Origin of the sequence: Pseudomonas sp. UBA6753 (assembly GCF_002453565.1) — a bacterium.
In the GTDB taxonomy this organism is placed as follows: Bacteria; Pseudomonadota; Gammaproteobacteria; order Pseudomonadales; family Pseudomonadaceae; genus Aquipseudomonas; species Aquipseudomonas putida_Z.
This window is the reverse complement of record NZ_DKHD01000052.1, coordinates 47,843-62,787: the sequence shown is the minus strand read 5'-3', so window position 1 is coordinate 62,787 and position 14,945 is coordinate 47,843. Positions and strand designations below refer to the sequence as shown.

At 52.2% G+C, this 14,945-nt stretch carries 13 protein-coding genes; 7 read left to right on the top strand and 6 right to left on the bottom strand.

Going from position 1 to position 14,945, the window contains the following annotated elements; all coding sequences use genetic code 11:
* Positions 1-9 precede the first annotated feature (9 nt).
* The 3 genes from B2790_RS19490 to B2790_RS19480 form a co-directional block, all read right to left on the bottom strand.
* Complete coding sequence (locus tag B2790_RS19490; RefSeq protein ID WP_286919546.1) at positions 10-234, bottom strand: hypothetical protein; 225 nt, start codon at positions 232-234, stop codon at positions 10-12.
* A 242-nt stretch (positions 235-476) separates the two neighbouring features.
* Positions 477-1,460, bottom strand: a complete 984-nt coding sequence (locus B2790_RS19485) for an IS5 family transposase (protein WP_286919545.1) — start codon at positions 1,458-1,460, stop codon at positions 477-479.
* A gap of 318 nt (positions 1,461-1,778) precedes the next feature.
* Positions 1,779-2,687: a site-specific integrase gene (locus B2790_RS19480; protein ID WP_286919544.1), complete on the bottom strand. Its 909-nt coding sequence runs from the start codon at positions 2,685-2,687 to the stop codon at positions 1,779-1,781.
* Between the two features lie 172 nt (positions 2,688-2,859).
* On the opposite strand from B2790_RS19480, the gene B2790_RS19475 reads away from it, so the two are divergent.
* Positions 2,860-3,837, top strand: a complete 978-nt coding sequence (locus tag B2790_RS19475) for a DNA-binding protein (RefSeq protein WP_286919543.1) — start codon at positions 2,860-2,862, stop codon at positions 3,835-3,837.
* Between the two features lie 340 nt (positions 3,838-4,177).
* Positions 4,178-4,600, top strand: coding sequence for a hypothetical protein (locus tag B2790_RS19470; RefSeq protein WP_286919542.1), 423 nt, complete (start codon positions 4,178-4,180; stop codon positions 4,598-4,600).
* A 90-nt stretch (positions 4,601-4,690) separates the two neighbouring features.
* Here B2790_RS19470 and B2790_RS19465 read toward each other — a convergent pair whose 3' ends face one another.
* The 3 genes from B2790_RS19465 to B2790_RS19450 form a co-directional block, all read right to left on the bottom strand.
* Positions 4,691-4,849, bottom strand: coding sequence for a hypothetical protein (locus B2790_RS19465; protein ID WP_169725158.1), 159 nt, complete (start codon positions 4,847-4,849; stop codon positions 4,691-4,693).
* 135 nt (positions 4,850-4,984) lie between these two features.
* A complete protein-coding gene (locus B2790_RS19460) occupies positions 4,985-5,149 on the bottom strand; it encodes an antitoxin Xre/MbcA/ParS toxin-binding domain-containing protein (protein ID WP_286919541.1) in 165 nt (54 codons plus the stop codon).
* A gap of 1,235 nt (positions 5,150-6,384) precedes the next feature.
* Positions 6,385-7,263 carry a hypothetical protein gene (locus B2790_RS19450; RefSeq protein ID WP_286919540.1) on the bottom strand — a complete coding sequence of 293 codons (879 nt, stop codon included), beginning with the start codon at positions 7,261-7,263 and terminating at the stop codon, positions 6,385-6,387.
* A gap of 398 nt (positions 7,264-7,661) precedes the next feature.
* Between B2790_RS19450 and B2790_RS19445 the strand changes: the two genes are divergently transcribed.
* The 5 genes from B2790_RS19445 (at position 7,662) to B2790_RS19425 (ending at position 14,796) form a co-directional block, all read left to right on the top strand.
* Complete coding sequence (locus tag B2790_RS19445) at positions 7,662-8,312, top strand: hypothetical protein (RefSeq protein ID WP_286919539.1); 651 nt, start codon at positions 7,662-7,664, stop codon at positions 8,310-8,312.
* 1 nt (position 8,313) lies between these two features.
* Positions 8,314-10,227, top strand: a complete 1,914-nt coding sequence (locus B2790_RS19440; RefSeq protein ID WP_286919538.1) for an integrase catalytic domain-containing protein — start codon at positions 8,314-8,316, stop codon at positions 10,225-10,227.
* A gap of 4 nt (positions 10,228-10,231) precedes the next feature.
* Positions 10,232-11,185, top strand: coding sequence for a TniB family NTP-binding protein (locus tag B2790_RS19435; protein ID WP_286919537.1), 954 nt, complete (start codon positions 10,232-10,234; stop codon positions 11,183-11,185).
* On the top strand, positions 11,182-13,683 hold the full coding sequence (locus tag B2790_RS19430; protein ID WP_286919536.1) for a hypothetical protein: 2,502 nt from the start codon (positions 11,182-11,184) through the stop codon (positions 13,681-13,683). Before B2790_RS19435 ends, B2790_RS19430 begins: the two co-directional genes overlap by 4 nt.
* A gap of 576 nt (positions 13,684-14,259) precedes the next feature.
* A complete protein-coding gene (locus tag B2790_RS19425; RefSeq protein ID WP_286919535.1) occupies positions 14,260-14,796 on the top strand; it encodes a BRO-N domain-containing protein in 537 nt (178 codons plus the stop codon).
* Positions 14,797-14,945 lie beyond the last annotated feature (149 nt).

The window sequence follows — 14,945 nt, the reverse complement described above, 5'->3', positions numbered from 1 at the left end:
AGTTTTCGGTCAGCGGCAACACTCAGAGCGCCAAACCTCTAAACCAAGCGATTTTCGGTAAGTCACCCAATTACGCAGAACCACACCGGCAACGAGCATTGAGGTTGGAGTGGAAAATTCGAGGCTGCCAAAATTGATGGTTACCCGCTCTGGATGGTCCTTAGCCCCGGCCAATTGAGCAAAAAAATCACCTAGGTAATCCTTGTCCAGTTGTTTGGGAAAATCGATTTTCATGGTATCCCTTCTTTATTATCCTGTAGCTCAAATCACTAAAGATCCACGATTGCCAACCTACGCAACGCTCAGGCTGATCCGAGCGCAGGCAGTAAAAGCAATACCTATGGTGAGGTAGACGGCTAAGGAAACTCCGAACAAGTTGCTCATCAGCCGAAAATGGGCGGCTTGGGGATGCCGAAAATCCCGATTTTCAGCCTCTGATTATTGGATAACCAAGGCAAAGCCTTGGTTATCTGCCCTCACGGGCGCACCTCTCCCGCAGCAGGCAATAATTGTCGGCGTACCATCCAAAGATTCGACATGGCAAACAGCGTCGTCAGTTGCGCCGTGTTCTTGGCCAAGCCACGGAAGCGGGTTTTCACATACCCGAATTGGCGTTTGATCACTCGGAATGGATGTTCGACCTTCGCTCGCGCCTGCGCTTTGACCTTCTCGATCTTGCGTCTGGCTTTGTAGAGCACGCTGCGTTTGCTCAAGTGCTTGTAGCTGCTACGACGAGCCGCAATCTGCCAGATCACCGGCCGCCCTTCATGCTCCGGCCGTTTCTCCACGCCGGTATAACCCGCATCGGCACAGATAACATTTTCGTCGCCATGCAACAGGTGAGCGACCTCCGTTACATCAGCCACATTCGCCGCGGTGCCGTGGACGTGATGTACCAGGCCCGACTCGGCATCGGCACCGATATGCGCCTTCATGCCGAAGAAATACTGATTACCCTTCTTCGTCTGATGCATTTCAGGATCGCGTTTGCCTTCCTTGTTCTTGGTCGAACTGGGTGCGTGGATGATGGTGGCGTCGACGATGGTGCCCTGGCGCAACGATAGGCCCTTGTCTCGCAGGTAGTTGTTGATGGTTTCCAGAATGCCCGCCGCCAATTGGTGCTTCTCCAGCAGGTGCCGGAAATTCATGATGGTCGTGTCTTCGGGGATCGGAGCGCTGAGCGTCAGCCGCGCAAACTGGCGCATCGAAGTGATCTCGTACAGTGCTTCTTCCATGGCCGGATCGCTCAACGAGAACCAGTTCTGCAGCAGGTGAACACGCAGCATGGTTTCCAGTGGATACGGCTTGCGACCGCCGCCAGCCTTTGGGTAGTGCGGCTCAATCAACGCCACCAAACCGCTCCACGGCACCACCTGCTCCATCTCGGCCAGGAAACGCTCGCGACGGGTTTGCTTGCGCTTACCGGCGTACTCGAAATCGGAAAAGCTCATCTGACTCATGGAATGGCGGGCTTGTAGAGGGCAGTTGGACGGAGGGCTATTTCAGCACAGGTCAGATGGCCTGTGCTGACTTGATCGGAGAATCCCTAATGGCGCCTACTGTTCTTCAGCGCCAAGTCAGCCAGTGAGCGCGCTGTGTTCCAAGTGAAAGCAGATACTTGCACAGAAGAGTGGCCGTGTGCCACCACCACTGACTTATAGATGATTTGGGTTGACTATCGCGGTCTGAGATCCGCCTTATGTCTGAGTACATTGCCCCTAAAACCTGGCAAGCAAGGGGCAACGGTATACTGTGGGTGCACCCGGAATCTTGCTCCCTCAGCGAACCCATTCGCCGAACGGCGCGTCACTTTCGATGTAACGCGCAGCCGACTGCACATCACGCCATCCGACATAGTCCATCAGGGCTTTGTTGCTCCATTGGTTTCTGCTGGCCCAGGTGGCGAAGCCGCGTCGCAGCGAGTGTGCCGAATACCCTTCCGGGTCGACGCCGCTGCGCAGGAAAATCTGACGTAATAGACGTGACAGGCTATTCGCGTGGAGCGTATGCGTCCCTAAGTGTCCCCAGCGATCAATAGCGCGAAACAGCGCACCCTCGGTGAGCCCACTCTCTTTCAACCACACCTCATAAGCCGCGACCGGGCACAAGCGCTTGAGTGCCGGAACCTTAAGCACACGGCCGCGGTTGCTGCGGTCGGATTTACTACCCGGCAAAAACAGCTCCAGCCCCTGCGCTTGGCGCAACTGAATGTGCTCGATACGCAACCGGCTCAACTCATCGCTGCGGAACGCCCGCCAGAAGCCAAGCAGGATCAGCGCCTGATCACGGGCTGCACGCAACCTCACCGCTGGCAATGGATTCGCAAGCTCCCCAGCTAATTGGGCGATGCAGGTTTCCAACTCCTTGAGCGCCAGGGCTTCGGCCTGCTTCACCGGCTGCGGATGCAGCGCCTGAATACCCTTTAGCGTATCGCGCACCCGATAGGATTTGGTGGGGTCGGTAAAGCCCAATTGCTGATGCCAGCGCGCCAAAGCTGCCAAGTGCACGCGCAGGGTACGGGTGGTGAGTTGGTCGCCGTAATGCGTGAGGTAGCGCACCACGCTTTCGCTGGAGGCGGGCAGCAAGCCGCCCCACTCCGTCTCGAAGTGCGCGATGGCCTGAGCGTAGCGCCGCTCGGTGCTGGCTCGACGCGCGGCTTGGAGATAACGATCAGGCGAAGTATCCACCACCGCCTCCGTCTGTACCCCCGCAAGCGGCGAATCACCGCTAAACGCGCTATCACGTTCGAGAAACTTGGCTTCTCAAACGTCAGTCTGTCCGATTATTGCTATCGGATCAGGCGCATGTACACGTGTACTTCCATACTGATTGAACAGTACGAAAAAGTGGGAGCAGCCCATGGCCCGCGCCGGTATTAACAAAGCCCTCGTGCAGCGAGCACGTGATGCCCTCCTCGCCCGTGGTCTGTCACCCAGTATCGAGGCCGTACGTGCAGAACTCGGCCATACGGGCTCGAAGACCACCATCCTTCGCTACCTGCGTGAACTGGACGTAGCAGAGCCACATCCGCCACAAGTGAACCTGTCGGAAGAATTGCAGGCGCTGCTGCAGAGTCTAGCTGAGCGTTTGGCTAACGAAGCGCAGGCCACGGTCGCCGTCGACCGCGCCCGCCTGGAGCGGCAACAAGCGGCCTATCAGCAGCAGCGCGCGGTGGAAGCGGCGCGGTTCGAGCAGTTGCAAGCGGCACACACCGCAGAGATGGAGACCCATCGGCTGTTGCGTCTGCGTGAAGTGCAGCTGACGGGTCAACTGCAACTGGCCGAAGGTGAGCGACGGCGTCTTGAAGAAGCGTGCCGGCAGCAGCTGCAGTTCCTCGAAGAGCGTGCGACGACGATCCACTCGCTCGAGACCAAACACCAACAGGCGCGTGAATCCCTGGAGCACTTTCGCCAACAGCATCAGTTACAACGCCAGGAAGAGCTGCAACGGCATGATCAGCAGTTGAGTCAGTTGCAAGCCGAGGTGCGGGGATTGCGTGAACAACTGGCCGTCCGCCAGGAAGAGCTGACGCAGCTCTACCGGGACCTGGAACGTTCGACAGGCGCACAGGGCTACCAGCAGCAACAGCTTCGTCAGCTCGAGCGTGAGTTGAATGCCGCGCAGCAGCACTTGGCAGCGGAGAAGCTGCTCATGACCCAGGCGCATCAGCAGGAAGAAATAATGGCGAGCGAGATCACCTTGCTACGTGAGAAGTCGAGGTCTTATCTTTTGGCCCACCGACATGACCAGCGCCTCCTGCGGGCGCAGGCACAACAACTGACACGCCTGCAAGGCTTGGTCGAGCCGGGGTCGTCCGACAGTCCAATTCCTCAATGATGGATCGAGCCTGGCGCGGAGTCGTCCTCCCCTCAGGCGAGCGTTGCTGTGTGCCTCCACGCACACTGGTGCAGGGGAGTTAAGAAAAAATGCAGAAAACCTCCAAAACTGAAGATTTTCATGGGCCGCTTAAGAAAAATCTGACGGCCGAGTCTTTCTGAACAGAAAATTTCCGCATAGCCTCATACCACTGAAGCACTAGGCTAGCCTGCCACAGCGACCTGGCGGTCCCTGCTCACGACACTGGGTCCTGCCCGCACAGGCGCATTGTGGGCTTACGGACCACATCGTTAAATTGGGTGGTAGGCGGCCACTGATCACCAGACGGATATCCATGTGTATGCGCCCTACCCTTTCCCGTGAAACGGCCATGCTGGAGAAGGGCAAAGAACGTCTCCTGAGAAGCGGTGATTTCTTGACTGCCAATGCGTTCGCAGTGCTGGCTCAGCTGAGCACGGAGCAATCCAGAGCTGAACTCAAGGCGTGGAAACGCGCGGGCAACATCTTCTCGCTGGCTCATGAGGACAAGGAATACTTTCCCCTCTATGCCTTTGACCCCGCTTCCAGCTTCCGCCCATTCTCGTCATTGGCAGCCATTATCACGACGCTCGGCTCCAGCAAGCCTGACTGGGCTATGGCGCTCTGGTTCGGCTCCTCCAATAGCTACCTGGGAGGCCAGATGCCGAAGGATGTGATGGCGGACGACCCCGCGCGGGTGCTGGATGCAGCCGGAAGTGAGGCGTACGGAGCGCAGCATGGGTGATAGATTGCCTCTACATTTCGCGTTAACGTCGCGAAGGCTGTGGGCACACCCGCCCATGAAGCCCTAGGCAACATTTTTTCGCCGGAAAACTCAACCAGCCAAGCGCCCTACTGGCTCCCAACTCCGGTCTTTGGAGGCGGCAATATCGATAAAGCGGCCCTGGCTACTGCGCTTGGCAAGCGCTTCGCGTGCTTCTGCTTGAAAGCGGGCGGCCATCAGGGGTTTGGGTTCCTGTTTGATCTGCCTCATAGACACCTCGTGTGTCGTGACCTTCGGGTGGATAGGATTGCTGGGCGGTGACGATGACAAGACGCGTCCTCGCATCATACTCGACAGTATCAGTCCGGAGCACGCTAGGCGTGCTACTTAGAAGCCGGGTGACGATCAATAAACACCGTAATCGAGCCGGACGAGAAACTCTGCCAGCTCCGTATAACCGTTGTTGGTTTTCAAAAGCATGCACGGCAGACGCCGGCCAAGTCCGATCGCCGGCTTGGTGAACCATGCTTCAGCCAGCTCACGATTTCCGAACACCTGCTCTCCGGTCATCAAAATCTCATGGCGTCGTCTCATGAAGCAGTGATGGTTCAGACTCCAACACCTGTTAGGAAAAGGCGAGCTGAGTGCGAGAACTCTAAATGCAGTCATGCGCGGCTCCGGTTGGTGATTGCCCACAGGAGGTGGGAGCCCCCGGTCTGTAGCGGTATTCGTGAGGAGAGAATCGCCCCGCCCTAAAGAATAACTGAGCGGTGAAAGATTCCACGAACGCTATAGCCTCCTTTTGCGCGTAGCGTTCGTAATGGGCGCGATATACCAGCGGTACAGTAGCGCGATTGCCTAAGCACAGGCTGACCAGCTCTGATAACACGTAGCCGCGAACATCGTAACGAGCATCAGCTGCTCTGAGCACCGTTGCATAACAAGAGTGGAAGACGAGCCTTGCGCTAGGGAAGTTCTGAGAAGGTATTTGATCGCTAATCTTGCAATTCCTATGAGATCGTTGAGCAGCTACGGCAATGAAGCCACAAACGGGTGAGCGATTGACTCGAAGCATGTCGGCATTGATGAAAGTGACGGAAGTATCCAGGCTGGGGCAAATCCGTCCAGCCCGTGGCATCTTGGTCTCAGTGAAGTTCCCCCTCAACCGACCTTGCACTGGGCGATAAGATCCAACTCTGCCCAAGGCCAGCCCGCCATCGCTAGGGAGCGCCGGCCATTGACCTGTCGGGAGGGAGCGGTTAGGGGCCTCGCCGCCGCTTCAGGACGGCCGATGCGTTGATCCGGGTCGGCTGCCGCGATAATGCGCGTAAATATGTCCGAAAATTTCTGCAAAAAAATGTGTAGAAAACAGGCATTTTCAACCGATGGGAAAGCGAGGAAAGCCGCGCATCATCTGATTCAGAGTGGACAGGAATTTATGCTGAAAAATGTGCAGACTAGCTGCGCCATTTCCGGATTTTGCAATCGGCGAACGATGCCTCACAGGTAGCACAAGCGGTTCCTCGCACACCGTCCAGTCATGAAATCCTCTGCACGTGCCGGAACGAGACTACCATCCTTACATTCCGACTAGAGTACAAATGCACTCCAAGCCGGTGACATTGAGCTTTCTCGTCTGGGCAGATGAAAGCTGACTCGCGGATGTGATTAACGTCGGAGTGAGCGTGAATATCGATAGGGCTCGAAGTATTGCCGCTCGACCGCTATTTACAGCAAGCAAACGTTGACCGATCCGAGCGTATCGCTCGGAGGACATTTTCTGATCTGTAGAATCTGATCCCTCTTCACATCGACAGCGTGACGACAACTCGTGCTCTTTTGACTGATGCGCGTTGTACTTGAATGGTTACCGCAGGCGGTTTCATGCCGTGCGGGAAGACTTCTGTGGATAGCAGCGTTTCCACCAACCCAGTGTGTTGCGATTCAGCCAAAGACCAAAGCCAAAGCAGACATTCATCATCCCAACCCGCGACCCATCCGTTATTAATCAGCCGGTCGCCCAGTGTGATCTGCTTCATCACGAGGCGCTCGAACCACCCAGCATCCGCCGGCCAAAACACTATGTCACCCAGCTTGTCCTGGGCCATTAATGAATCAATTGCCTTCCAAAGCGGTACTGCCAGTTTCCTATGACCCGGTCGCGCGCACATCAAGCAGCAAAAAGCTGCAAAGGACTTACTCAACCAGCGGCGCTGCATGAGGAACGCGCTCGATTTCGATCGAAGGATCGCGAGTAGCGGAGCTAGCCGCTGCCAATGCGGGCAGCCGGAAAGTATTTCCAATGACTTCGGGTTGAAGCCCTCCAACTGCTTGCCATTCAAACGCAACGATTGCGCTAATTCTTCAACGCGTGCGGGCAACAAATCTGGCTTAAGCAAACTCCACAAGGTGGAATCGAAAACGCCACGGAGGTCGGGAAAGCGCTCATACAAACTCACTCGTGCTGGCTCAGAAGCAACGGCGCCATTGAATCGGCGTCGCCAAAGCTTGAGCAGTTCTGGCGGTGTTCCAGTTTGCGGGAGAACTGTGATGTCGTGGGCAGCTTCACAGGCTGCTACCGCTGCAGCACTGTCTTGACACCCGTAGCATTCAGCCACCGAAACGGAAAAAGCGATGCCTCGAGCACGTCTGAGCTCGGGCAAATCCAACCGGCTATCCCTCATAACAAGAGCTCCTTCCCAGTGTCGCCTTAACCCATAAGGAGGAAACGGATCGCATCTGAATGTAGTGTCGCAACAAAAAATGTAGCAGCACTACACATCAAGCCTTACCACTACATGACGGACTTGCGGCACTACAAGGAGCGGTCATTGCCGTCCCTATTCACAAATGCAGAAGTTTTCGCATTTGTTAACCTATTGATTTTTCACAAAACTACCTACGTCAGAACGATAGATTTGATTCATATCATGGTCTGTCAAGGTGAGCCGAACCGGGTGAAAATGGAGTCAACGCGGATGCCGTCCCCGCTGACCCGCGTCAAGCCCACAGTCAGTGCCTGACGCAGGGGAAGATCACAGTTTTGATTAGAGAGCCCAAAGCCCGTCTATACGGAGACTTTATGGAACTTGATCTGAAACGCCATCTGCCAGGCACGGTTACGATCACTGCGCGTGATGAATTAACGACTGGCCAACACCATAGGCGAATCACCCACTTCCCATCGAATAAAAACAAGTCCGCTGTGGGCTGCACGGTGCTTCAGCATTCAGATTTTTGTGTTCATTTAGAATATGAACCCAGGGTCACAGGCTACTGCAGCCGACCCGGGAAAATTCGTTTCGAAAGCAGTAATCAGTGCTACTGCCCTGACTTCTGCGCCTTGTTCGACGAAGGCCATATGGTCTTCTACGAACTGTTGAAACCTACAACTGTCATTCTTCAAGTAGAAAAAGATCGGCAGAGCGGGCTCCGCGCACTCTTTAGCGAAGCAGGGCTAACCCTGGAAATAATCATGCTCGCCAGCATTAGCCAATCCCCAAGAAATCATAACCTTAGGCTCCTTTACCATCACGCCCTGCATGGCACATCAGAAGGCGCACGCCGGGTAGTTGCAACAATTAATAATTTCGATTCTGATGAGGTATCAGTCAAGCATCTGCTCAGCAGCGGTCATCCGGCTAAAGACATTGCCTATTCAATTTTTTACAAGATGACCTCTGTCAATCTCAGCCAACCATTCAACCTCGATTCCCGCGTGCGTAGTTATTAACATGCGCACTCTGATTGAAATCCGGGCGGGAGAGCGCTATCACTACTGCGGTAAAGATTACCAGGTCATGGAAATTGAGGACGACCGCGCCCAATTACGTTCGATCTCCGGCCTCCCCCAAGTTGTTTATCAATATGTCGCCACGCTGCGTCGAGCAATTGACCAGGGCAAGATGATTAAACTGCAGGAAGCACCAATACAAACTGATCCCAACCTGATAATTTCCCGCTTACCCAAGCGAGAAGCTCGTGCTCTTGAAACTCGCGTCGCCTATGTCAAAGCCTTCTTAGGAGACTGCGGGTGGGTCACACGACGGACTCATCAGGAATTCGTCGAAATAATGATAAAAAAAATCGGGCCTCACAAGGCTCCAAGTTATACTACTTTGTGGGAATGGAAACGGGCATTCTTAAATGCCGGGAGAAACTTTATCGCCTTAATGCCTAACACTTACAGGCCAATCAACAAGCATATTTCACATCAACCCCTGGAAGTACAACAGCTCATAAAATCCAATATCGCCACGCTTTTCTGGAACCCAACCCCCTTTACTAAAACAGCCCTAATCTCCAGCATTAGGCTGATGCTGAAAGCATTGAACGAACGGCGCCGGCTCACCGAGCAGTTTCGCGTTCCATCCGTATCAACTCTTTATAGGATCATCAACGAGGTTAACGCTCACGAAACCATACTTCATCAGCGAGGCCGCAAAGCGGCCAAAAAAACTCATTACTGGGGCGCGCCGATCCCTGAGCCTGAGCGACTATTTGAGCGCGTAGAAGCCGATTCACGCCCCTTGGACCTCATAGTGGTAGACAAACATGGCAAGCCATTAGGAAAGCCTGTACTTACCGCCTTCATCGAAGTTAAGACCCGCTATATTATCGCCTGGCTGATCTCTCTTAATCCGGCGTCCTTGGATTCCACCATCTACGTCTTACGAACATCGTTAAGCGCCAATAATCCGCATGGTGGCTTGGCTGAACTATACATTTTGGATAACGGTCCAGAATTTATTGCTAAAGCTCTCAGAAAGGTTCTTTATTTCTTGGGCTCCGAGGTAACCTATTGCGAGAAAGACGAACCGAATCAGAAACCGCATATCGAAGCTTTCTTTAAGACCTGGGCCTGTGAGATAGAGCACATGATGCGCGGCACGACCCACAAAAGTATTGAGGCGAAAGGTGACTACGACGCTGAAGGGCAAGCGATGTATACGCTCGAACAAGTCCAAAGCATTTTCACCCAATGGCTTGATACGTATCATGCTGACAAACACAGTTCGTTGGAAATGTCCCCCAACGAAGCTTGGTCACTAGCCTTGACTAACCAATTTCCGCCTCAAAGATTCTCAGACGAGGATCTGCGTCGCTGTTTTTGGCGATCTGCGGAAGTAACGGGAAATCCAAGCGGACGGGTACGCCACCAGAATCTGAACTGGTATGGGCCTGCAGTTAGTTATCTAGCCACAAAGCATCCCCTAGTAAAGAAGCTCATTCTTTATTTTGATGCTGGCGACGTAAGCCAAGCCTGGATATGCCACCCCAGCTATCCGCATGACATCCAGCCGCTAATCCCGATGCACCCTCAATACCAAAACGGTCTAACGCTGCATTTTCATCATCTGATCCAAGCGCAGCAAAAGGCTATCAGGAAGACGCAGAGTTATTGCAAAGCACTGGAGGCGCGAACACAACTACTTTGGAAGATTGCAAAGGCCAACAAAAAGGGCTACCAAACACTTTTGACAGCGCTAGAAGATGGGAGGTTGAGTACGCAGCAAGTGACAGAAACTTATGAGCAACCATCATTGCCATTGGACAACGTAGTGCCTTATCACGAATACAACACCGCAACTCCTGAAGACTTTACGCTTTCAATAGGGGGCCATCGAGATAGAGACCGTAAGGATTAATTCAATGCTCAATGCATTCAAGCATTGTAGGGTTCACTTCCCACGATTCAATGCTGCGCATTCGGTTCTACTGGATGCAATCGAGGATACTAAGGTATCAGAAGAACCTTATGGGGCAATATTGTGCGCCAGAACGGGCACAGGAAAAACAACGCTATGTTTTAGTGCTATGGAACAATACGTAGAAAGGTATGCAAGCATTGTCGAAGGTGGAGTCGACCTATGCAAGCCCGTCATCTACTTCGAAGTCCCTAGCGACGTGACTGTAAAGGGCATGCCGCGACAGATGTTAATCGCACTAGGCATTAGTAAACCCAGAGGCAGTCTTGAGGAAATGACACAGCAACTTGTAAGCCTCCTGAAACAACTACGTGTAGAGCTTGTATTCTTAGATGAAATCAACCGCCTTTGTATCGGCGCCGCCAAAAAAATACGCCCACAAACTCTTGGTTGGATAGCATCTTTTACTACGAAGCTAGGTAAGCCAGTAATTATTAGCGGCACCGAAGAATGTGTTGACATACGGTCGCATCTCGGCGCATTCGCGACACGCTTCCCATATCAAGTAACTTTGGAGTTTTTCACATACAGCGACGATCCAAAGTCAGATTACGCTCGCACATTAGAAAAGCTAAATGAGGCTCTTTTCACGGTCACAGGCCTTTCCAGTGACATTAACCTTCATGACCCGTCCATTGCTCTGGGCCTTTTCATAGCAACAGCAGGTAATCTTGGCTGGCTCAGGAAGATCCTCTTCGTTGCGCTGAAGCGATGTCTCTTACGCGACGATGGCAAGGGTTTAAAGCTATCCGATCTGCATTATTCCTGTGAACACCTCAGCTTAGATACCAGGCTGTCATCTCGCAACCCATTCGCAGCAGATCTAGTGAGCAATCTTCAACTTATAGAATCAAAAGAAGTTCAAGAAAAAATAAAATCGTATAGGGTCTCAGCATGAATGAAGTATTTTACTTGCCGTTTCCCTTGCCTGAGGAAAGCCCGACAAGCTTATTGAAACGATTCGCTTTAAAGCACGGCTGCGTTACACGCGCTCAATTTTCGAGTCTCGGCATCCCATTATCTATATTTAATGCACTCAGCCGCAATGGGGAACCGGCAGTATGGCTCGCCGACAGGTCCGGCATTTATAAAGATAAAGTATTATCAGGATTTTATGCCCCTTTAACTGCATTTCGATCAAATAGGCATTACTCTGTTAACAACCTTCTGATCAAGAGCTCGATGATACGCTGGTCGGGACGAGGATTGTGCTCCGACTGCTGGCATGAAGGCATGGAGCACTTTCTTAAGGACATTCGATTTTGCTTCCATTGCCCACTCCACACCAGAGCCTATTTATTTAATTGCCCAAATTGCAGCGTTCTCATCTCGTGGTTTGATGCACTGACGCTAAACTGCAGAGCCTGCAAGAATGAATTGATCTCTCCACCATGCACTATCGAGGACACAAATCCAGAACAGAAATTACTTGGCTGGTTTCGTGAGTCAAAGCAAGAAAACTTTGACTTGCTAGAGCATGCATTCCATGCTCTAAATTACACTTACCCTGTTTCAAGCAGTGACCCTGACAGGGCTACACTCCTTGCTGCAGTGGCGATAGTTGAAAATGATCAAAAAACCCTGAGTGAATTTCTTAACACGCTTCACTCCTGCCATCCACATTTGGAGCGCCGCATCATTGCAGCGGCATTATCGAATGTAGCAACTAAAGCTTCTAGAAAGGTGGTTGAATCGTTCTTGGATAACAAAGACGCAGGCCATCCTACTATCTCTGTTCCATCCAGCACACCTCACAGACAACCAGGAAAAACGTTTTCCTTGGCTAGAACACAAGTCAGGAAACTCTTAAATCTACCTCAAAGTGTGCTGCTAGCCCTCTACAAAGAAACTCAGCACATTTGGAAAAGCGTTGGCCGCCAACGTATGATTCCTGAAAACCTTATCATTGAGTTGGTAGAAAAAGCCGATGAATTCAGAAACCGCCCAATCAAAAAGCCCAAAACAAAAGGATTGACTCTAGAGTCTACAGCACAACGACTCGGTGTAACTAGACATAGGCTTAATCGAATCATCCAAGAAGGTCTGCTTGAGGTTACAGTTCATGGCGACAATTCCTATAGCGTCTACGAGCGTCAGATTCGAAATTTTGAAGATACGTACGAAACTTTAGCGCAGTTTTGCTTAAGAACTAATACGGATCGAAATTCAGTGATATTGGCTATGCAGGCCCTCGATATTCTTCCCCTTCCAGCACAGCAATTCACTTATGCGATCCCCCTAGAACGCTCTGTTACCGCTCGGCTCAGTGCATATCTGAAGGCACGAATGCCGTATGAGAAGCACCCAAGAGCTCAAAGAGCTCAACTGGCGTTTATTGATGAGGCAGAAATCGATAAGTATTGCTGTTCGCGGAAAGCCTCAGAGCTGTCAAATCTTTCACCTTGCACAATCGCTAAGCTAATTAGAGATGGTTGGCTCATCGCTCGACGAAGAAAACGAAGGGGTAACTCTTTATATTTACTGAAAACAGATATTGAGGCAGCAAAATATGATTTCCTAAAAGCGGATGAATTTGCAAAAATTATTGGAACCGTCCATAACCTAGCAACCAAGCTGCTTATAAGCTTGGGATTGAAGCCGTTAGCAGGTCCATTTGCTGGCGGCGGCGACACTACAATATTCCTCCGAAAAGATATTGAAGAAATAGTCCGCAAAAACTCAAGCCATAATAACGAAACGATGACAATCCTTGAAGCCAGCAGCTACCTCAAGCTTTCAGTAAGCACTGTAACAACACTACTGACAACTCGTGAGATATCTGCTGACTGCAACGGCGTACCGAGTAACTTGTTCATCGACAAATCGAAGGCAGATGAATTCCTAACCAATCACATTAGTGCCAGCGAAGCCTCCAAAATGATTGGTATCAGCCCTTCAAAAATACAAACCTTTTTAAAAAATAGAAATATATTACCTACACATAAAAACCCCAACGAAGCGTCTGAAACTTTTTTTCTCCTCAAAGATCTTCAGCAGCTAGGCTTCAGGCTCGTTACCAACAGCTCGAACGAAACATATCTAGATGGTTTCGTATCACTGCCAGATGTATGCAATAAACTTAAGATTTCGCTTCAAGATTTTACCAAGCATTTCACCAAGACGGGGTACGTGAATACCATCCGCGCAAGGAACAAGGATTGGATCTCTCATGAAGATCACAACAAGGTTCGCCAGGTTCTGAAAGCCTACTGCACTTTAGCCATGGCAGATTCACGCGCAGGTGCAAAAGGGCGTTTTAAATATCTCATAGACATAGGTGCAATACGCATCGCAACCAAGCTTCCGCTCCAATTAGCGGGTGGGATATTCATCAGTAAAAGGGCAGTCGCAATTCAAATCAAGCGTTTGCAATCGTCACACGGTAGGCGTCATTAATATCACAGCCTATGCTTCAAAAGTTCACCTTCCAAAGCTTTAGATCACTTATGTCCAATCGACTGCCTTCGTCGACATCAATATAGTCTGCAAGAGGAGCGCACTCGATCATTCGGCCCACCACGAATCCCTGTGCTTCAGAAGCAGCGGTCGCAATCGACCACAAAGCAGGTCACCTTTTAGGCGCTTGCATAGTCTGTAGCCGTCCACCTACGCTAGCGTCGAGCGATCAGAGCTCGAACCTAGGCGCCCTTGATAACTCCGATACGATTGCCAGTGACTAAAAATCTTCTGGTTCAATTTTTTTGATATTTTTGTTCGGTCCGCGCTGAAAAAAACTATATTTATCAATGCCTATTATTCGGAAGTCAGTGAAGAATAAGGCGAGCGAGCATAGAGAAGGCTGCCGATTGGCAGCCTTTTTTATTGGCCGGGAAAAACCGAAGAGGAAGCTTCCTACAAGGTTCTCATTGTGACTTTTGTAGCGTCGCGATAACGTCTGCCGGCGCTTAAGAACGCTCACGCAGCGGTATTCCGTTCCCGTTAGCAGCGGCTCTCCAAATCAGGATGGCCAAGATGGACAGTTTCAATGCACCTACCCTTTTCACCCGCCACAACCGCCCCCTCCACACCCTCTGGCTCGAATCCCAAGCCTGGTTCTGCGCCCACGAACTCGGCCGGCTGAGTGGTCACTTCTACGACGAACACTGCATGCGCAAGCTCGACCCGGATCAGTACCGCTCCGTGCAGTTGCTGCGCTATGGCAAGTACCAGGAAACCACGATGGTCAGCGAGTCCGGGGCTTATACCTTGTTGGCGCATCACCATGTGCCGGAGAACCGGCATTTGCGCTGGTGGCTGACGCATGAGGTGGTGGCGGTGCTGCGTGATCGGCAGGAGGACGGGGTGGAGGATGTTCCGCGACTGGGGCAGATGTGCTGGCCTGGGGGGCGGAGCGCGACGTTGTTGTATTGGCAGAGTGAGCCTTGGGTGAGGATGCGGGATATGCCGGTGGTGCTGGCTGGGGAAGTGCAACAGCTGCTGCCGGTAGAGAAGCCGAAGTTGAGTTGGCGGGAGTGTGCGCAGCGGGCGCTGCGGTTGCATGGGGTTTAAGCGGCGGTTTTGCCTGGGCGGGCCTCTTCGCGGGTGAACCCGCTCCCACAGGTACTGTGCTGGCTTCGGGGTCACGCAGTACCTGTGGGAGCGGCCGTGGCCGCGAACACCGGCGCAGCCGGTGCCATGCACCGCGTCGCCTGCTTCGC